Source organism: Azohydromonas lata NBRC 102462, assembly GCF_001571085.1.
Taxonomy (GTDB): Bacteria; Pseudomonadota; Gammaproteobacteria; order Burkholderiales; family Burkholderiaceae_C; genus Azohydromonas; species Azohydromonas lata.
This window is the reverse complement of sequence record NZ_BCTC01000024.1, coordinates 1-16927: the sequence shown is the minus strand read 5'-3', so window position 1 is coordinate 16927 and position 16927 is coordinate 1. Positions and strand designations below refer to the sequence as shown.

Here is a 16927-nt window from a genome sequence, read left to right as displayed (position 1 = left end):
TAGAAGCGCGCGCCCAGCCAGAACTGCACCGGCGTGGCCGGCGCCCACTGCAGCCAGCCTGGCAATATCCAGTGCGCGCCCGCCAGCAACCCCAGCATTGGCAGCACCAGCACCAGCACCAGCACCAGCACCAGCACCAGCGGCAGCGGCAGCGGCAGCGACAGCAGCACCGCCACCACTACCGGCCACCACTCGGGCCGCGTCGTCGCATGCGCCGCGGGGGCGTCTGCCGGGCGTGCGGCATAGCCGGCCTTCTCGATGGCCGCGACCAGCGTGGAAGTGTCGGCCTCGCGCGTGGCAACGGTCAACGCTGGCAGCCCAAACCTTGCTACGATGGGAGGGTCAAGCAGCTTGGCTGCTGCCGTGGCGATGTACGTGGGCCATGGCTGTTCCACTGTTGCAGGCTCACGACAACGGCCGTGCCCCGATGCTGTCGGCGAGGTGCTCCACGCGTCATGACGCCACGGAATGTCGTTTGCTCGCGCCGGCCATACGCCGCGAGCCGTGGGGCTGTCCCTCGCGACTGCGCTTGGAGCTTCGAGTGCGCATGTGACTGCTCTTCCATGCATTGCCATGCTCTCCCGATTACGCCGTCTCCCACTACAGCGCGCGCTGGTCGCGCTGCTGGTGATGGCTTTGCTGTCGGTGGCCAGCGCGGCGCATGCCTGCAAGGCCGCGCAGATGCTGTCGCTGACGGTTGCCGCCGCAGCGGGCCTGCATGGCGGGCATGCCATGGCGCACGACGCCGATGCTGGCGATGCGGCGCATCAGCCGGCGGAGCTGCTGCGGCATGGCGGCCCTTGCCACCTCCTGATCAACGTGGCGTTGCCCAGCGGCTCCAGCCAAGCCGTCGCCGAGGCGCCTTCAGCGCCATGGCCGACGGTACTGAACTTGGGCTTCAGCTCCTGCAGCTGGCCGCCGCCGAAGCACCGGCCTCGCACTGCATGAGCTGCCGCTAGGTCCACCGCACCGGAAGGTCCGGCGCGGCTGGCTCCCCACGTCAACGGCCGGTGCGCCGGCCTTTCAGGACTTTCAGGAGATTCACCATGGCTCACGAGCAATTCCAAGCCTGCGTCCAGGCCTGCAACGACTGCGCCGACGCCTGTAACCATTGCGCTGCCGCCTGCCTGCAGGAGCCCGACGTACAGATGATGGCGGGCTGCATCGCGCTGGACATGGACTGTGCCGCCATCTGCCGGCTGGCCGCCGGCTATATGTCGCGCGGCAGCCGCTTCGCGGCCCAGCTCTGCCGCCAGTGCGCCGACGTGTGCCAAGCCTGTGGCGATGAATGCGCCAAGCACCAGCATGATCACTGTCAAGCCTGTGCGCAGGCGTGCCGGCGCTGCGCCGAGGAATGCCGACGCGTGGCCACGGCCGCATAAGCGGCTTCATCGTCCAGCCGGCTCCTTCACGGGCGCCGGCACATGGCCAAGGCCGGCCCGCTGCTTCGTCTGGCGGGCCGGCCTTGCAGCGTGTGCGTGCCGGCTGCAACACGGCAAGGTGGCCCCGCCTTGAACCTGACCCGCCGCCTCGCAGTGCACGAGGCGTCATGGCGTTTCGCATCGCGTGCGCTGTCCAGCACCTGCAGGGCGTTTGAAAACATTGGTGCAAATATGACAGGAGCGCATACCTGTCTTGGCAACGACCGGAGCGAGCCGGCGCGCGGCAGCAAGCCGATGCGGACCGTCTGTGATGCATGGGTACGCGCGTCGCAGTGGTGCCGCTCTCGGGGACCACGCCGTACCGCATTCGGCCCGTACAGCTCAAAGGGCTCGGCACGCGGGGGGCTCCTGACGGTCCGCTGCCTGCCGGCCGGCCTCACACGCAGGCACGGGTGTTCACCATCCACCGTGACGTCGAGGGATTGTCCGTGAGCTATGCCGATGCCGAAGAGTCTGTCCAACGTGCCGTCGAGTGGCTGCGCTTGCTGGTGGAGACGCTGGGCGCGATCGTCATTGCCACAGGCATCGTGGTGGCCGTCTTTGGCTTGATCCGGCACGCATTGCATGCCCGCGGCACGAGCTTCACGCCCATCCGCCTCTCCTTCGCACGCTTCCTGACACTGGCGCTCGAGCTGCAGCTGGCTGCCGACATCCTGTCCACCTCGGTGGCCCCGACCTGGGAGCGCATCGGCAAGCTCGCGGCCATTGCCGTCATCCGCACCGCGCTCAACTATTTCCTGAGCCGCGAGATGAAGGACGAGCAGGCCGCCGAGGAGCCCGCTCTGCGCGGGCACGCCACGGCGCCCGATGCGCCGGGAAAGTCCTCCCGTGGCCGGTGAGCGCCCTGCGCGACGCGGCGGTCTTCGCGGCGAGCTGTTGCTGGCGCTGCTGCCCTCCGCCACGGTGCTGTTGGTGTTGGCTTTCGTGGAAGCGCTGGCGCGGCAGCGGCTGCTGTTCGCGTCGCTGGCTTCCAGCGCGTTCCTGATCTACCTTGACCCCCAGCACGAGATGAACCGGGTGCGCACGCTGGTGTTGTTGCAGCTCGGCGCCGCCTGCATCGGGTGGCTTTGCCATGCCGTGCTCGGTTCAGGCTACCTGTTCGCAGGGCTGTCCATGCTGCTGGTGATCCTGGTCATGGTGTCGTTCCGGCTCATGCATCCACCGGCCGTGTCCACGGCGTTGAGCTTCGGGCTGCGAGCCGCGGGCGAACAGAGCCTGATCCTGTTCATGACGGCGCTCGCCATCACGGCCGTGCTGGTCGCGCTGCAGCAAGCCGTGTCGCGCCTGGCGCGGCGGCTGCGCTGAAGCGCACACCTCGGCCGCCGACGCGCGCAGACGGCGACCGGGATCGCAACCCTCACGACTGCGTCCAGCCGACAACGATCAATCGGCAGATCGGGTCCAACCACCGGCCGCTGGCGATGATCTTGGCTGCGGGCAGCCGTCAACCGGGCGCAAGAGCCGACACGACTTTGCAAGTCATGGAGCGCAAGGCCCGCTGACGGGCCGTGGGTGCTTGCATGGCCGCCGCGACGTTGGCCACCGTGAGCGCGAAATGCCCGCGCCGGCGTCAGTGCCGCCGTACCACCGGCCAGGCGAACTCGCGTCCGATCATGGCGCGCGCAAACAAATAGTTGGCCTTGGCGGGTTCGCTCAGCGCGTCAACGTCCACCCGTCCGTCAGCGTCGCACGGGAAGACCAGCGCGTAGCCATCACGGAAAAGCGACGGAAAGCGCAATTCGAACTGCCGTTGTTGCACAGGCGATGGCATATGAGCTTTCGACGATTCCTGCCCTGCTTGGTGCATCAAGCGTGCCTGCCTTGGCGAAGCTCAAGGCCAAGACGTTCTGAAATAAATTCGTACCAATGTAATATACGGTGATGGATATGTACCCGCACGAAGTCTTGCCCAGCATGGAAAGCGGTCCGGGCATGCCGGAGCCCGGTTGTGCTGTTTTCTTCGATTTCGACGGCACTCTGGTTGAGATCGCACCTGGACCGGCGGCGGTCGTGGTGGATCCAGGTCTGCCGCTGCTGCTGCTGCGGCTGGCGACGCAACTCAACGGGGCGGTGGCCGTCGTCAGCGGCCGTGCGCTGGCCGATATCGATGCCTTGCTCGGGCTGCCCGGGCTGTGTGCCGCGGGCGTGCATGGCGCCGAGTGGCGCACTCTGGACGCCCCTGTGCGGCGTGTCACAGGGCCGGCACTGTTAGCGGCCGCTGGGCCATTGCAGCAGCTTTGTGATCGGTTTCCGGAGCTGCATCTGGAGCGCAAGCCCGGCGCCATCGCGTTGCACTACCGGCAGGCGCCGGAGCTTGAAGCACAGTGCCTGCAGGCGATGAGCGAGGCGTTGGCGTGCGTGCAGGGCATGACCTTGCAGCGCGGCAAAATGGTTGTGGAGCTCAAGCCGCGTGGTGCCAGCAAGGCGGTCGCCGTGCGGCGTTTTCTGGCGCAGCGTCCATTCCGGCACCGGCGACCGTGGTTTTTCGGCGACGACGTCACGGACGAGTGCGCGTTCGAGGCGGTGCGGGCTGCCGGTGGCGTGGCGGTGAAGGTCGGCCCGGGCGAGACACTGGCGGAGCACCGCTTGGCCGGACCGCAGGAGGTCGGAGCCTGGCTGGCACGGGCCGTGCAGCGACTGCAGGGCGCTTTCGGCGCGGCAAGGGCGTCATGAGCCGCCTGGTGGTCGTTTCCAACCGCGTGGCCGACCCGCGCCGCGTGGCCGCAGGCGGACTGGCGGTTGCGCTGGGTGATGCGCTGGCGGCCTCGGGCGGGCTGTGGTTCGGGGCCGATGCCGAGGTCGCCGAGGACCACTGCGCGGGGGTCGGCGAAGTGCGCACGCAGCAGGCGGGGCGCGTGACGCTGGCCACCGTGGTGCTGGGCCGCAGCGATTACGAACGGTACTACCGCGGCTACGCCAACGGCGTGCTGTGGCCGGTGTTCCACTACCGGCTGGACCTGGCGCAGTTCGATGCCGGCCATCTGGAGGGCTACCGGCGCGTGAACCGCCTGTTCGCGCAGCAGTTGCGTCCAATGCTGCGTCCTGACGATGTGGTGTGGGTCCACGACTACCACCTCATTCCGCTGGCCGCGGAGCTGCGCGCACTGGGCTGCCAGCAGCGCATCGGCTTTTTTCTGCACATTCCGCTGCCGCCACCGCTGATCCTGGCGGCGCTGCCTGCGCACGACTGGCTCATTCGCGCGCTCTTCGCCTATGACCTGGTTGGGCTGCAAAGCCAGGCCGACCTCAACCATCTGCACCGCTACCTCGCGGTCGAGGCGCGCGCGGAAGTGCTCTCGGACAAACTGTTCGGCGCCTTCAACCGCGTGCTGCGCGCCGGCGCATTTCCCATCGGCATCGACGTGGCGGAATTCGAGGCGATGACGCAGGCCGCGCCGGCACAAAAGACACTGGCTATGCTGCGCGAGCAGTATGCGCAGCGCAGATTGCTCGTGGGCGTGGACCGGCTTGACTATTCCAAGGGGCTGCCGCAGCGCCTGCGTGCCATGCAAACGCTGCTGGAGCGCCATCCTGAAGCGCGCTACAGCGCGACGCTGATCCAGGTCGCCGCACCCTCACGCGAGGAAGTCGACGCCTACGGCGACATCCGCCGCGAGCTTGAGGGGCTGGCCGGCGCCATCAACGGCGACTTCGGCGACTTGGACTGGATGCCCGTGCGCTACCTGCACCGCACCATGGCGCGCAACCGTGTGCCGGGTTTGTACCGCGCCAGCCGCGTGGCGCTGGTGACGCCGCTGCGCGATGGCATGAACCTCGTGGCCAAGGAGTTCATTGCGGCGCAGGACCCGGCCGACCCGGGCGTGCTGGTGCTTTCGCGCTTTGCTGGCGCGGCCGAGCAGCTCACCGACGCGTTGCTGGTCAACCCCTACGACACCGAGGCCACGGCCGAGGCGATACGGCGCGCGCTGCAGATGCCGCTGCAGGAGCGCCAGGTGCGCCATGAGCGGTTGCTGGCCGAGATCCGACGCCATGACGTGCACTGGTGGCGCCGAACCTTTCTCGACACCTTGATGGAGACCAAGGCATGACCCAAGAACTGCTGGCGCAGGCCGCGCTGCTGTGGGGACCGCTGGGCGGCGCGACGCTGGTAGGCCTGCGCGTGCTGCTGATCATCGCCGCGAGCGTGGTGCTCATCCATGTGCTGCAGGGCGCCATCCGCCGCTTGCGCATCCGGCTCGCCAGCCGCATGGAAGACCGTGAAGCGGTGCGCCGGGCCGAGACCCTGGGCCGCGTCTGCCGCTACCTCACGGCGGTGGTGATCTCGCTGATCGCGGGCATGCTGGTGCTGGCCGAGATCGGCATCTCGGTGGCTCCCATCCTGGGGGCCGCCGGCGTGGTGGGGCTGGCTGTGGGCTTCGGCGCGCAGAGCCTCGTCAAGGACTACTTCACCGGCTTTTTCCTGCTGCTGGAGGACCAGATACGGCAGGGCGACGTGGTCAAGCTCGGCGCGCACGGCGGGCTGGTGGAGGACGTGACGCTGCGCTACGTGCGGCTGCGCGACTACGACGGCAACGTGCACTTCGTGCCCAACGGCGAGATCAAGACCGTGGTCAACATGAGTCGCGGCCACGCGCAGGCAGTCATGGACGTGGGCGTGGCCTACCGCGAGAACACCGACGAGGTCATGGCCGTGATGCGCGAGGTCGGTGCGCAGATGCGTGCCGCCCCGGACTTTGCCCCGAAGCTGCTCGACGAACTGGAGATCGCTGGCGTGGAAAGCTGGGGCGACTCGGCCGTGGTGCTGCGCTGCCGCTTCAAGTGCGTGGCGCTGGAGCAGTGGAACGTCCGGCGAGAGTACCTGCGCCGGCTCAAGCATGCCTTCGATGCCCTGGGCATCGAAATCCCGTTTCCGCATCTCACGGTCTATGCGGGACAGGACAAGCGTGGTGCGGCACCCGAATGGCCACTGCGCCTGGTCGGCGCGCAGCCGCCCCAGGCGCCACGGGGCGACTGAACGCCGCGCGGCTTGCCCACCGGTGAAGGAGCTCGCACCGCCGCCTGGCGCACGCACCCATCACACAATTGACGGTCCTCACACCCCAGGCTTCCAGCACGCATGCCCGTCCTCACCCAAGAACTTGCCTACATCGCCCTGATCTTTGGCCTCATGGTGGTCCCGCGCATGCTTCAGCGCTGGAACATGCCCGCGCCGCTGAGCGCTTTCGCCCTGGGCATGCTGGCCGCAGCCCTGATGGGTGGAAGCAGCGCTGACGGCACACTGGCGCTGCTGGCGACGCTGGGCATTTCGTCGCTGTTCCTGTTTGCAGGGTTGGAAGTGGAGCTCTCCGGGCTGCGGCGTGGCCTGTGGCCGTTGCTGGCGCATCTGGCCTTTCATGCACTGGCGCTGGGCGCCGCCGTGTGGCTGGCAACCCGGCTCGTGCCGCTGGAGTGGCGCAGCGCGACGCTGGTGGCGCTGGCGGTGCTGACACCGTCCACGGGTTTCATCCTGGAGTCGCTGCCTCGGCTCGGCCTCGATGAGTACGAAAACTTCTGGGTCATGAACAAGGCCATCGGTGGCGAGCTGCTGGCGCTGGTGGTCCTGTTCTTGACGCTGCAGTCCGAGTCGCTGGGGCGATTGGCGCTGTCCGGCGCCGCGCTGCTGGCCATGCTGGCCGGCTTGCCGCTGCTGTTTCTTGCGCTTATGCGGCACGTCGTACCGTATGCGCGGGGCTGCGAGTTCTCGCTGCTGGTGATGGTGGGCGTGGTGGCGGCCTGGCTCACCAAGCAGCTCGGCGTGTACTACCTGGTAGGCGCCTTCGTGGCTGGCCTGGTGGCGCGCCTGCTGCAAGAGCGCGTACCGACGCTGGCCTCGCCGGCCAACCTGCACGCGGTCAGGCTTTTCGCCTCCTTTTTCGTGCCGTTCTACTTCTTTTACCGAGGCCTGCACGTGCCTGGCGGCGCCCTGCAGTGGGAGGCGCTGGGGCTGGGGCTGCTGCTGGCCAGCGCGGCCCTGCCGCTGCGCGTGGGCTGGCTGTGGCTGCAGCGGCGCGTGATGTTCCGGGAAGACGCGCGCAGCAGCTTGCGCGTGGCCCTGGCGCTGTCGCCCACGCTGATCTTCACGCTGGTGCTGGCTGGCATCCTGCGCGAGCGTTTCGGCTTGCCTGATGCCTGGTACGGGGCGCTGCTGGTCTATGCGGCACTGAGCACGCTGCTGCCCTCGCTGGCCTTCCCCCTCGCCACCTGGCCCCTGGCGACGCCGGCAGCCACGCCGGCTGCCGGCAGGCAGGGAGCCTGATGGGCATGGACGCCCTTGCGAGCCATCAAACCGGCTTTATTCATCGGGGTAGGCCGCAAGCGCAAGAACGCGATCGAGATTCACCTGCAGGTTGCAGGTGCCAGATGTTTTGCCATAGAGGTGGCGCTGGGTAAATGGCGGGCCGGGCATGGAAATAATCAATGGTGTGTGGTAATTCAAGATGCGGATTTTAGATATTGTCATTGGCACAGGAGCCGCCGTGTGCGTGTTCGCGGCCCAGGCCGACGTCGTGGCGGTCCAGTACTCGGCCAGGACAAAAAACACTGATGCCCCGACCGTCCTTCCGCATGCCAAAATCATCTTGTTCCAGCCTTTCCATGCATACGAAATAATCGGGGATATCGAGGTTCGTGGCATAACGAGTCCTGCGGGCGACTTCACGGAACAAATGCGCGCCCTCGACGCCATGAACGTTGACGCGCTGACCTTGTACGAACGCGCAGAGGACGCGGAAGGTTCTGAACTGGTTGAGCAGGTGCTGTGCGAAGAAGCCACGAAACATGGGGCGCAGTTTGTCATCGTCATCCAAAAAGCCGTCGCGAAAATCTCGGGCAACGTCGTCATGCATTACGTCCGGGCAAAAGCTATCCGAAACATGGAACAAGCCGCAGCACCGTGAACGGTGCCGGCCCTGCAGCGTCTGACGGTTTCAAGCGTCGGCCACTTGTATTGGCTTTGAATCCTTTTAATTCCCTGAATTAAACGTGTCGCGTAGCCCGCCTGCAGGTACGCGAGGAGCCTTGCGGGACGTTTGCCAACGTCGTGGCGGTCACGCTGCAATGGCTGCGGTCCATCGCTTGCAATGGTATTGCCGCTCCTGCGTTCTGGCATTTATGGAATAGCGTTGATGGCAGGAGATATGGCTCCCGAACCTCGCCTGGTGAACGATGGAGCCGCGTGGCGAAACCTTGTCAGGATGCAGGGGTGCCAGGACACCGGCCCGGCCACAGTTGCACCGCCGGCGCCGACCGATTGCTTGGGGCTGACCTTCGACGGCACGGAGCAGGTCTGGCCGAGCACCTGCCTGGCATGGAAACGGGGCCGGGCTACACCCAGGCCGCGGTGGAGTCGATGCTGCCGGGCTTGGGCGCCAGCTTCGTGGCGCTGGCGCTGATGTTCTTCGCCTTCACCACCATCGTGGCCTACTGCTACATCGCCGAGACGAACGTCGCCTACATCAACCGTCGCGTGCACCGGCCGTGGCTGAGCCTGGTGCTCAAGGCGGCGATGCTGGGCTCGGTATGCGTGGGTGCGCTGCCTCTGCCCAGGTGACGGCTGCGCCAAGCCCGCAGCATCCGCCGCACGCCGAGCCCGACGCGTGAGACGCCGCAGGCATGGCGCCGCGCGCAGGCACTGGTTTCCCGGGACAATGATGCCGATGATTCGGCTGCTACCTGCCAGCCGCTCTCAGACAACGCCTCGTTCCATGCCCACAGCACGTATTTCAAAGTCCACTCCGGTGCAGCAGTCCAGACACGAGGAGCTTGCCGGGGAAGTCCTGCGCCAGTTCCGCCAGGTGTTCAACGCCGTCAAGACGCATTTCCAGCAAGTAGAGAAGAAAGTTGGACTGGGAGGTGCTCAGGTGTGGGCGCTCAGCGTGATTCGCGACCATGCCGGCATCCGGGTCACGGAACTGGCCCAGGCCATGGACATCCACCAGTCCACCGCCAGCAATCTGGTCAAGGGTCTCATCGAACGGGAGTTGGTCTCGTCGTTCAAGGACGGCCCGGACAAGCGCGTGGTGCGGCTCAAGCTCAAGCCTGCGGGCACCAAAGTGCTCAAGGCCGTGCCAGGCCCTTTCGAAGGGGTGCTGCCCAGTGCGCTGAATGCCATGGATGCCGCCACGCTCAAGCGGCTTCATGCGGATTTGCAAGCACTGCTCAGTGAGCTGCATGCCGACGAGGAAGCGGCCCAGCTCCCTCTGGCCGACATGTGACCCTGTACGCAGCGCAGGCAAAAGCTTCAGAACATTTGTACAAAATAGGTCTTGCCGGTTTTTTGGTGCGGGCTGGGGCCAGAGCGCTGCTCCACACGTGCACATACGGATGCCTGAAATTGGGGCAACGCTTTTCCCCATGTCGGGTTCGTGGAATGGGTGTTGCCGCCTCCCCATGGATGCTGGCGCTGCGGGCGCATCGAGCCCCGGACAGCCGGTCATCGGGGCCCTACTGCGAAGGAGGTGGCCATGTTCACGAGGCATGTCGTCCTGGCAGCCGCACTTGTCGTGTCGCTGGGCCGCGCTGTGTCTGCGCCGGGCGACCTTGAGGTCAACAAGCCGTACCGAGTTGGCGACACCGTCGTCCCGGCGCCCTACGCCACCAACCCGCGGCTCGACGGCATCCTGGTGTTGATGTCGGCCGCGCAAGGCAACAGCGACCGCCTGGGCGACGGCTGCTGGGTCAGGTTCTACGACGGCGAGAACTTCCGTGGCCAGATGCTGACGCTGGTGGGGCTGGTTGACCTGCCCAGGATGGGCGTGGCCAAGCCCGCGTGGCGGGAGTGGGACAGCGCCGTGGTCGGTCCGACAGCCAGGGTCGTCGCCTACGACAAGGAAAACTACCGCGACCGGACCGCCACGCTGACGGCGGGACAGCGCATCCCCAGCCTCGACGATGCCCAGTTGGGCTGGTTCGAGGACATCGAGTCCGTTCGCGTGAGCTGCTCCGAGTAGGGCCGTCGCGGCATGCGACGGCGTCGGCAGTGCCCGTTGGTGCGCAGGCTGCCAGCGGGCGCTGCGGCGCCATGCCAGAGCCTGCGTCCCATCCCGTGCGGCCCTGTCATCGGCATCGCGATCGCGAGGCATGCGCCTCGTGCCGACAAATGTTCAATGGCAACGGAACCTCCAAAAAAATATTTGTACAAATAATATGAGCCGGTTCCCGGCTTGGACGGTCAACGTACAGGGCATGTCCCTCGTTGAACAGTCACGTGGTGCGGCGTCATGCAAAGTGTATTTGTACAAAGAATTGTTGGATTTTTCATGGTGGGACGGCGTTGCCGATCCCTGGGGGAGACCGATTCTTGCGATGGGGAAGCAGGGCTCCGTGCCGACTTGCAAACCGCAGGAAAGGAGTCAGACATGGCCTTCAGAAAAGTTGCAGCCGCGACGGCAGTGTTGTTGGCGCTCAGTGGCGCCGTGATGGCCCAGGGGACGGCCGGTGACAAGAAGCCTGATCGGTCCCCACAGGCGACGGCGCCAGTGGACAAGGGCACTGTGCCGAAGCTGGACGCCGTGCTGGTGCTGATGCCCGCGGCGCAAGGCAGCAGCGAGAGTCTGGGCAACGGCTGTTGGGTCCGGTTCTACGACGGGGAGAACTACCACGGTGCCTCGCTGACGCTCGTGGGCCCCATCGACATGCCCAAGATGGACGTGCCTGGACCGGCATGGCGCGAATGGGACAGCGCGGTGGTGGGGCCGAAGGCGCGGGTCATCACCTATGACAACGAGAACTACCGGGACCGCACCGCGACGCTGGCAGCGGGGCAGCACTATCCCAAGCTTGACGATTCCAAGCTGGGATGGTTCGAGGAAATCCACTCGGCGCGGGTGAGCTGCACCGGGTGAGGCTCGTGGCAACAGCCATCCGTGAGCGCATTCTTGAATTGCAAAGGAGTTGGGCTATGAAGAACGGTATGACGGCCATCGCTTTCAGTGCAGCCCTGGCCATGGGCTCGGTCGCCGCGCTTGCGGCCCCGCAACAAGGCGGCCCTGACGTGATCGTTGGCGGGGTGGGGGCCACGTCGCAGCAGATGATGCGGCAGGTCGCGCCCCAGTACGGTCTGGGCATGACGTTCGCGACCCGCAGCGGTGACTACCTTGCCGACGTGGGCGTGGTGATCCGCGACCAGCAAGGGCGCGAGGTGGTTTCGACGGTGAGCGAAGGCCCGATGATGCTGGTGGACCTGCCTGGCGGGCGCTACGCGGTGGAAGCCACGTACCAAGGGCGGGAGCTGGAACGGCGGGTGACGGTGCCGGAGTCCGGCCACCGGCAGCTGGTGATGCACTGGTAAACATTTTGCAGTGCCAAGGCGCCGCTGGGACGCCTGGCGCGAGCCCTGGGCCTTGGACGGCTTGGGGCCGGGCCGTCGTCAGCGGGCTGTGTTGCCGCTGCCCGAGCCGGCAGGCTGTCCCGGCAGCGGACCGGTCGGGCGGACGTTGCCGGGGCGGATCTCGACGGCGGTGGACTGCACGTTGCAATCAGCGCAGGCTGTGGTGCCACAAGGAGCGGGCATGTTGAGCTTCGAAGGTCGATTTCTCACGCAACGGGCAGCTTCGCCTGCCGGCCTCGCGACATGGCGGGTGAGCTTTGCCGTGCTGGCCCTCGCCCCGCTGCTGGCCTGGGGACAGGCGCATGAGCAGCACGAGGGCAACTACGTGCTGCGTGCCAGCACCGTGAGTGCCGAGGCCTTGCCCGAGCCCATGCGCCGCGCGCATGGCATCCCGTCGGGTTCTGGCAAGGCCGTGCTCAACGTCACGGTGCAGCGCCTGCTCGGCAGCCAGACCCTCAACGTGCCGGCCCGCGTCGAGGTCACTGCGCAAAACCTCATGGGCGTGACCACCAGCGTCGACGTGCGCCAGGTCTTGACCAACGGGATGGTGTCCTACCTCGGCGTCTATGACTTCCTGCCGCGCGAGGTGCTGGAGTTCCGCATCCGGGCGTGGCCGCAGGGGACGAAGTCCAGCATCGCGCTGAGCTTCACCGACCGGCTCGGCCTACAGTGAGGATGGGCATCCTGGCTGCTGAGCGTGCCGTTGCCATGCGCGCTCAACCACCGAACTGAGGAGACTGCGATAAGCCCGAAGTCGTTCAAGCCAGCCTGGGCGGTTCCCCTGGCCTTGTGCTGTTCGCTGGCGCTGGCCCAGGGTGCACCGGGCACGGCGCCCAGCGGCACCGGGGGGGCGGCCAGCAGCGCCGCCATGCCGGGGGCCAGTGCCAGTGCGTCCGGCAGCACCCGCAAGGCCGCTTCCGCGAAGCAGGCCGACGCCAAGCCGATCCGTGAGCTCGAAGCGGCAGCGCAGCGGCTGCGCGACGCGATCCATGCCATGGCGCAAACGCCGGCGGGACCCCGGCGCACGTAGGCGATCAAGGACGCCAACAAGGCCCTGTTGCGCACCCACCAGGCGATGGCGGGCTTGCCGCCCGAGCTGCTGACGGCCGGTGCAAACGAGGACGACTACAAGCAGGCCATGGACCGGCTGCAGGCCGCGGCGCAGGATCTGCGCGATGCCGCGCACGCGTTGGCTCAGGACAAGGCCAGCGACCACCGCAACGAAAGCATGAAGCCCATCAACAAGGCGCTGCTGGACACGCAGCAGACCATGATCGATGCCTACATGGCCTCGGGCAAGTAGGCGGTGCACCGGGCATTTCCGGCAACGGGAGCCGGCATGTGTACCTGCACCTCGTGCGGCAAGGCCCTGGTGCGGCCGTGGCAGTCGCTGCATGTGGAAATCGAGGGCGTCGATCTCGCGGGGCCGGTGCCGCAGGTGCAGGAGCCACCGCAGTCCCGCGAGCTCAAGGACAGGCGTCGAATCTGGAGCCCATCATGCGAGCGTGCTTGATACGGGAGCGGCGTGTGCTGCTCGGAACGCTCATCGGCCTGGGCGCGATGGCGCTGTCCGGCTGTGACGCCCGGGTCGAAAACGAGAAGAAGCGGTCCACGCGCCTGGGCGACCCGGTCGGTCTGGCACAGACCGCCGCCGGCTTCTCGGTGGGATCGCCAAGAGCGCGGAAGGTGGCCTACGTGTTCTTCGACATGCAGTGCCCCCATTGCGGGCGCCTGTGGCAAGCCACCAAGCCGCTGCAGGACCGGGTGCGTTTCGTGTGGATTCCGGTGGCCCTGCTCAACGACGCCAGCCTGCAGCAGGGCGCTGCCATCCTGGCGGCGCAGGACCCGGGCGCGGCGATGGAGCAGCATGAAGCGGAGCTGCTTGGCGGCGGCAAGGGCCTCGTGGCGACGGCGGGCACTGCCGCTGAACGCGACAAGGTGCAGGCCAACACGAAGCTGCTGGAGCTGCTGGGCGTGCAGTCGGTGCCCTACATCGCCGGGCGCAACGAGAACTCGGACCGTGTCGTGACGCACAGCGGTGCGGTTTCGACGGAGAAGCTGGCGGAGCTGCTCGGCATTTGAGCAGCGTCGCTGCACCGGCTTCCAGCACAAGGAACCGGCACCGTCGGTGCCGACATGAGCCCTCTCGGTGTTTCCGCCGTCGTGGTGATCGCGATGGCCGGCTACACCGATGCGGCCGATGCCGAACGCGGCACCGCAATTGCCGCGACGCCACATGAGGGGGTGTACCGGCCCAGGGCCGCACCCCGCATCACGACCGATGAACGAACGGGGCGAGAGATCCCTGAAACACTGAAGGCCATGCGCCCATGGGCGACCCCCTGCGCCACACCGCTGTAGCCCAACTCGACGGCAGCCCCCGGCGCCGCTACTACACGGGCCGCGACCTTGCACGCGCGGTGGCGGTGGAAGACTTGCGGGCGATGACGCACCGGCGCATGCCGCGGTTCGTGCTGGAGTACCTGGAGGGCGGGGCGGAGGAGGAAGCCAGCCTTGCGCGTGACCGCAGTGCCTATGGCTACTGGCGCTTCCTGCCGCGGCAGCTGGTGGACGTGTCGCAGCGCACCCTGGCCACGCCCCTCCTTGGACGCGAAGCCTCAATGCCGCTCGTCGTCGCGCCGACCGGCCTCAACAGTCTATTCCGCCACCATGCCGACACGCTGCTTGCGCAGGCCGCGGCCGCGTGCGGCGTGCCCTTCGTGCAGAGCACGATGTCCAACGACCCGATGGAAGAGGTGGCGCGCGTGCCGGGCCTGCGCCACTGGTGGCAGCTGTACGTCTTCGGCGGCGAGGAGGTGTGGCAGGAGCTGCTGCGGCGTGCCGACGCGGCCGGCTGCGAGGCGCTGGTGCTGACCACCAACGCCCAGATCTTCGGCAACCGGGAGTGGTCCACCCGCACTCAGGCGACGAAGACCCGGCTGTCGCCGTCCAGCGCCATCGACGCTGCCCTGCATCCGCGCTGGCTGGCTTCCACGCTGCTGGCGCATGGCATGCCCGCCTTCCGCAACGTCGTGGACTTCGTGCCCAAGGATCGGCGCGGCTTCTTCGAAACCGCGTTCTGGATCCGCGAGCATCAGCCGGCCTCGCTGTCGTGGCGCACGGTCGAGCGCATCCGGCAGCGCTGGCGCAAGCCCTTCCTGCTCAAGGGACTGCTGCACCCGGACGATGTACGGCGCGCGCTGGACGCGGGCGTGGACGGCATCGTGCTCAGCACCCACGGCGGCCGCCAGCTGGACTGGACGGTGGCGCCGCTGGAGGTGCTGCCCGAGGCCCGCGCCATCGTGGGTCAGCGCGTGGCGCTCTATGTGTCCGGCGGACTGCGTCGCGGCACCGACCTGCTCAAGGCGCTGGCCCTGGGCGCCGATGCGGCGCTGGCCGGCCGCGCCGTGCTCTATGGCCTGTGTGCGGGCGGCGCCGCCGGTGCGCAGCGCGCGCTGGAGATCCTGCACCAGGAGGCGCTGGACGCGATGGGGCTGTTGGGCGTGCCCTCGGCTCGCGAGCTGGAGCCAGGGTATCTGCGTGCCGTTGACGCTCCGGGCCCTGCCGAACCTGCTGCACGGCAGGGGCACCGCGACTGGGCCAGCGACGTGTCGTCCCGCTGAAGACGTGTGCCGACAGCGTCATCGAGGCACGACAGTTCTTTCGGAAAATTTGTCCAAATGAAGTTCCGTGAGCCGGCTTCCCTCGCGTCCGGCACGCCGACGCGCGCCTGCGTGTGCAGTGAAACCCCATTCGCTTCCCGGCGCGTGGTTTGCCGCGACCCGCGGTAGCAATCAGTTGGAGGCCAGTCATGACCATGACCGTAAGCGACCAAGTGCTGCAGCGCCTGTACGCATGGGGCATACGCCGCATCTACGGCTATCCCGGCGACGGCATCAACGGCCTGATGGGGGCGCTGGACCGCTGCAGCGACCGCGTCGAGTTCATCCAGGCCCGGCACGAGGAGCTGGCGGCCTTCATGGCCTGCGCGCATGCCAAGTTCACGGGCGAGGTGGGCGTGTGCATGGCCACCTCCGGGCCCGGCGCCATCCACCTGCTCAATGGCCTGTACGACGCCAAGGCCGACCACCAGCCGGTGCTGGCGATCGTGGGGCAGCAGGCGCGCGCGGCGCTGGGGGGCGACTACCAGCAGGAGGTGGATCTGCTGAGCCTGTTCAAGGACGTGGCCCACGAGTACGTGCACATGGCCACCGTGCCGGCGCAGATCCGCCACCTGGTGGACCGCGCCATGCGCATCGCGCGCGACCAACGCACCGTCACTTGCCTCATCCTGCCCAACGACCTGCAGGAGCTGAAAGCCGAGCCCGATCCGCCGCGCGAGCACGGCACCATCCATTCCGGTATCGGGCTGACGGCCAAGCGCGTGCTGCCGGCGCAAGCCGACCTGCAGGCCGCGGCCGACGTGCTCAACGCCGGCCAGCGCGTGGCCATCCTTGCCGGCGCCGGCGCGCTGCACGCCACCGACGAACTCATCGCAGTGGCCGAGACACTGGGCGCGGGCATCGCCAAGGCACTGCTGGGCAAGATGGCCGTGCCCGACGACCTGCCCTTCGTCACCGGCTCCATCGGGCTGCTGGGCACGGTGCCGAGCTGGGACCTGATGACCGGCTGCGACACGCTGCTGATGGTGGGCTCCAGCTTTCCGTACTCGGAGTTCCTGCCCAAGGAGGGCCAGGCGCGCGGCGTGCAGATCGATGCCGACGGCCGCAAGCTCTCGCTGCGCTACCCGATGGAGATCAACCTCGTCGGCGACAGCCGGCTCACGCTGCAGGCGCTGCTGCCACTGCTGCAGCCCAAGACCGACCGCGCCTGGCGCGACAAGATCGAGGCCGGTGTGCGCCAGTGGTGGCAGGTGCTGGAGCAGCGCGCCATGAACGAGGCCAAGCCGACCAACCCGCAGCGCGTGTTCTGGGAGCTGTCGGCGCGGCTGCCCGACAACGCCATCCTCACCTGCGACTCCGGCACCAGCGCCGCCTGGTACGCGCGCGACATCAAGGCCCGCCGCGGCATGATGGGCTCGCTCTCCGGCGGCCTGGCCACCATGTGCCCGGGCGTGCCCTACGCCACCGCCGCCAAGTTCGCCTACCCGGATCGCCCGGTGGTGGCGCTGGTGGGCGACGGCGCGATGCAGATGCTC

Annotated in this window: 22 protein-coding genes; 21 read left to right on the top strand and 1 reads right to left on the bottom strand. The window is 67.5% G+C overall.

Features of this window, described 5'->3' with window-relative positions; genetic code table 11:
- The first annotated feature begins 573 nt into the window (after positions 1 to 573).
- The 4 genes from ALA01S_RS32835 (at position 574) to ALA01S_RS10975 (ending at position 2747) form a co-directional block, all read left to right on the top strand.
- Positions 574 to 948, top strand: coding sequence for a hypothetical protein (locus ALA01S_RS32835; protein WP_157118920.1), 375 nt, complete (start codon positions 574 to 576; stop codon positions 946 to 948).
- A 98-nt stretch (positions 949 to 1046) separates the two neighbouring features.
- Positions 1047 to 1382, top strand: coding sequence for a four-helix bundle copper-binding protein (locus ALA01S_RS10985; protein ID WP_066335973.1), 336 nt, complete (start codon positions 1047 to 1049; stop codon positions 1380 to 1382).
- A 452-nt stretch (positions 1383 to 1834) separates the two neighbouring features.
- Complete coding sequence (locus tag ALA01S_RS10980; protein ID WP_238455766.1) at positions 1835 to 2281, top strand: DUF1622 domain-containing protein; 447 nt, start codon at positions 1835 to 1837, stop codon at positions 2279 to 2281.
- Positions 2271 to 2747, top strand: coding sequence for an HPP family protein (locus ALA01S_RS10975; RefSeq protein WP_218011451.1), 477 nt, complete (start codon positions 2271 to 2273; stop codon positions 2745 to 2747). The genes ALA01S_RS10980 and ALA01S_RS10975 overlap by 11 nt, the downstream gene beginning before the upstream one ends.
- Positions 2748 to 3012: 265 nt before the next feature.
- Here ALA01S_RS10975 and ALA01S_RS10970 read toward each other — a convergent pair whose 3' ends face one another.
- Positions 3013 to 3249 carry a hypothetical protein gene (locus tag ALA01S_RS10970; protein ID WP_238455765.1) on the bottom strand — a complete coding sequence of 79 codons (237 nt, stop codon included), beginning with the start codon at positions 3247 to 3249 and terminating at the stop codon, positions 3013 to 3015.
- A 74-nt stretch (positions 3250 to 3323) separates the two neighbouring features.
- On the opposite strand from ALA01S_RS10970, the gene otsB reads away from it, so the two are divergent.
- From otsB to ALA01S_RS10890, 17 genes are all read left to right on the top strand, one after another.
- Positions 3324 to 4115 (top strand): trehalose-phosphatase, encoded by a 792-nt coding sequence (gene otsB, locus ALA01S_RS10965; RefSeq protein ID WP_157118919.1) that lies wholly within the window; start codon positions 3324 to 3326, stop codon positions 4113 to 4115.
- Positions 4112 to 5491 (top strand): alpha,alpha-trehalose-phosphate synthase (UDP-forming), encoded by a 1380-nt coding sequence (locus ALA01S_RS10960; RefSeq protein ID WP_066335960.1) that lies wholly within the window; start codon positions 4112 to 4114, stop codon positions 5489 to 5491. The genes otsB and ALA01S_RS10960 overlap by 4 nt, the downstream gene beginning before the upstream one ends.
- Positions 5488 to 6417, top strand: a complete 930-nt coding sequence (locus tag ALA01S_RS10955; protein ID WP_066335958.1) for a mechanosensitive ion channel family protein — start codon at positions 5488 to 5490, stop codon at positions 6415 to 6417. Before ALA01S_RS10960 ends, ALA01S_RS10955 begins: the two co-directional genes overlap by 4 nt.
- A gap of 102 nt (positions 6418 to 6519) precedes the next feature.
- A complete protein-coding gene (locus tag ALA01S_RS10950; RefSeq protein WP_066335956.1) occupies positions 6520 to 7698 on the top strand; it encodes a cation:proton antiporter in 1179 nt (392 codons plus the stop codon).
- Positions 7699 to 7879: 181 nt separating this feature from the next.
- Entirely contained in the window at positions 7880 to 8338 is a 459-nt protein-coding gene (locus tag ALA01S_RS10945) for a hypothetical protein (protein WP_066335953.1), read from the top strand.
- Between the two features lie 410 nt (positions 8339 to 8748).
- The gene (locus ALA01S_RS10940) at positions 8749 to 8991 is read left to right on the top strand and encodes an alanine:cation symporter family protein (RefSeq protein ID WP_066335947.1); all 243 of its coding nucleotides are present in this window, start codon (positions 8749 to 8751) and stop codon (positions 8989 to 8991) included.
- A gap of 154 nt (positions 8992 to 9145) precedes the next feature.
- On the top strand, positions 9146 to 9655 hold the full coding sequence (locus ALA01S_RS10935) for a MarR family winged helix-turn-helix transcriptional regulator (protein ID WP_084267435.1): 510 nt from the start codon (positions 9146 to 9148) through the stop codon (positions 9653 to 9655).
- Between the two features lie 249 nt (positions 9656 to 9904).
- Positions 9905 to 10390, top strand: coding sequence for a beta/gamma crystallin domain-containing protein (locus tag ALA01S_RS10930; protein ID WP_066335942.1), 486 nt, complete (start codon positions 9905 to 9907; stop codon positions 10388 to 10390).
- A gap of 408 nt (positions 10391 to 10798) precedes the next feature.
- A complete protein-coding gene (locus ALA01S_RS32830; RefSeq protein WP_169805897.1) occupies positions 10799 to 11284 on the top strand; it encodes a beta/gamma crystallin domain-containing protein in 486 nt (161 codons plus the stop codon).
- A 56-nt stretch (positions 11285 to 11340) separates the two neighbouring features.
- Entirely contained in the window at positions 11341 to 11730 is a 390-nt protein-coding gene (locus ALA01S_RS10920) for a carboxypeptidase regulatory-like domain-containing protein (protein ID WP_157118917.1), read from the top strand.
- 220 nt (positions 11731 to 11950) lie between these two features.
- A complete protein-coding gene (locus ALA01S_RS10915; RefSeq protein ID WP_157118916.1) occupies positions 11951 to 12442 on the top strand; it encodes a DUF4426 domain-containing protein in 492 nt (163 codons plus the stop codon).
- Positions 12443 to 12556: 114 nt separating this feature from the next.
- A complete protein-coding gene (locus ALA01S_RS10910; protein WP_066335927.1) occupies positions 12557 to 12799 on the top strand; it encodes a hypothetical protein in 243 nt (80 codons plus the stop codon).
- 27 nt (positions 12800 to 12826) lie between these two features.
- A complete protein-coding gene (locus ALA01S_RS10905) occupies positions 12827 to 13072 on the top strand; it encodes a hypothetical protein (RefSeq protein WP_157118915.1) in 246 nt (81 codons plus the stop codon).
- Between the two features lie 36 nt (positions 13073 to 13108).
- The gene (locus ALA01S_RS32825; protein ID WP_157118914.1) at positions 13109 to 13282 is read left to right on the top strand and encodes a hypothetical protein; all 174 of its coding nucleotides are present in this window, start codon (positions 13109 to 13111) and stop codon (positions 13280 to 13282) included.
- Complete coding sequence (locus ALA01S_RS10900; protein ID WP_066335925.1) at positions 13267 to 13851, top strand: thioredoxin fold domain-containing protein; 585 nt, start codon at positions 13267 to 13269, stop codon at positions 13849 to 13851. The genes ALA01S_RS32825 and ALA01S_RS10900 overlap by 16 nt, the downstream gene beginning before the upstream one ends.
- A 248-nt stretch (positions 13852 to 14099) precedes the next feature.
- Entirely contained in the window at positions 14100 to 15392 is a 1293-nt protein-coding gene (locus ALA01S_RS10895; RefSeq protein ID WP_066335923.1) for an alpha-hydroxy acid oxidase, read from the top strand.
- A gap of 188 nt (positions 15393 to 15580) precedes the next feature.
- On the top strand, positions 15581 to 16927 hold a 1347-nt coding region (locus ALA01S_RS10890; RefSeq protein WP_066335921.1), incomplete at its 3' end, for a thiamine pyrophosphate-requiring protein.

Coding starts and splice junctions, on each gene's coding strand:
- ALA01S_RS32835 (WP_157118920.1), top strand. CDS start 574: ATGCTCTCCCGATTACGCCGTCTCCCACTACAGCGCGCGCTGGTCGCG.
- ALA01S_RS10985 (WP_066335973.1), top strand. CDS start 1,047: ATGGCTCACGAGCAATTCCAAGCCTGCGTCCAGGCCTGCAACGACTGC.
- ALA01S_RS10970 (WP_238455765.1), bottom strand. CDS start 3,249: ATGCACCAAGCAGGGCAGGAATCGTCGAAAGCTCATATGCCATCGCCT.
- otsB (WP_157118919.1), top strand. CDS start 3,324: ATGGATATGTACCCGCACGAAGTCTTGCCCAGCATGGAAAGCGGTCCG.
- ALA01S_RS10960 (WP_066335960.1), top strand. CDS start 4,112: ATGAGCCGCCTGGTGGTCGTTTCCAACCGCGTGGCCGACCCGCGCCGC.
- ALA01S_RS10955 (WP_066335958.1), top strand. CDS start 5,488: ATGACCCAAGAACTGCTGGCGCAGGCCGCGCTGCTGTGGGGACCGCTG.
- ALA01S_RS10950 (WP_066335956.1), top strand. CDS start 6,520: ATGCCCGTCCTCACCCAAGAACTTGCCTACATCGCCCTGATCTTTGGC.
- ALA01S_RS10945 (WP_066335953.1), top strand. CDS start 7,880: ATGCGGATTTTAGATATTGTCATTGGCACAGGAGCCGCCGTGTGCGTG.
- ALA01S_RS10940 (WP_066335947.1), top strand. CDS start 8,749: ATGGAAACGGGGCCGGGCTACACCCAGGCCGCGGTGGAGTCGATGCTG.
- ALA01S_RS10935 (WP_084267435.1), top strand. CDS start 9,146: ATGCCCACAGCACGTATTTCAAAGTCCACTCCGGTGCAGCAGTCCAGA.
- ALA01S_RS10930 (WP_066335942.1), top strand. CDS start 9,905: ATGTTCACGAGGCATGTCGTCCTGGCAGCCGCACTTGTCGTGTCGCTG.
- ALA01S_RS32830 (WP_169805897.1), top strand. CDS start 10,799: ATGGCCTTCAGAAAAGTTGCAGCCGCGACGGCAGTGTTGTTGGCGCTC.
- ALA01S_RS10920 (WP_157118917.1), top strand. CDS start 11,341: ATGAAGAACGGTATGACGGCCATCGCTTTCAGTGCAGCCCTGGCCATG.
- ALA01S_RS10915 (WP_157118916.1), top strand. CDS start 11,951: ATGTTGAGCTTCGAAGGTCGATTTCTCACGCAACGGGCAGCTTCGCCT.
- ALA01S_RS32825 (WP_157118914.1), top strand. CDS start 13,109: ATGTGTACCTGCACCTCGTGCGGCAAGGCCCTGGTGCGGCCGTGGCAG.
- ALA01S_RS10900 (WP_066335925.1), top strand. CDS start 13,267: ATGCGAGCGTGCTTGATACGGGAGCGGCGTGTGCTGCTCGGAACGCTC.
- ALA01S_RS10895 (WP_066335923.1), top strand. CDS start 14,100: ATGGGCGACCCCCTGCGCCACACCGCTGTAGCCCAACTCGACGGCAGC.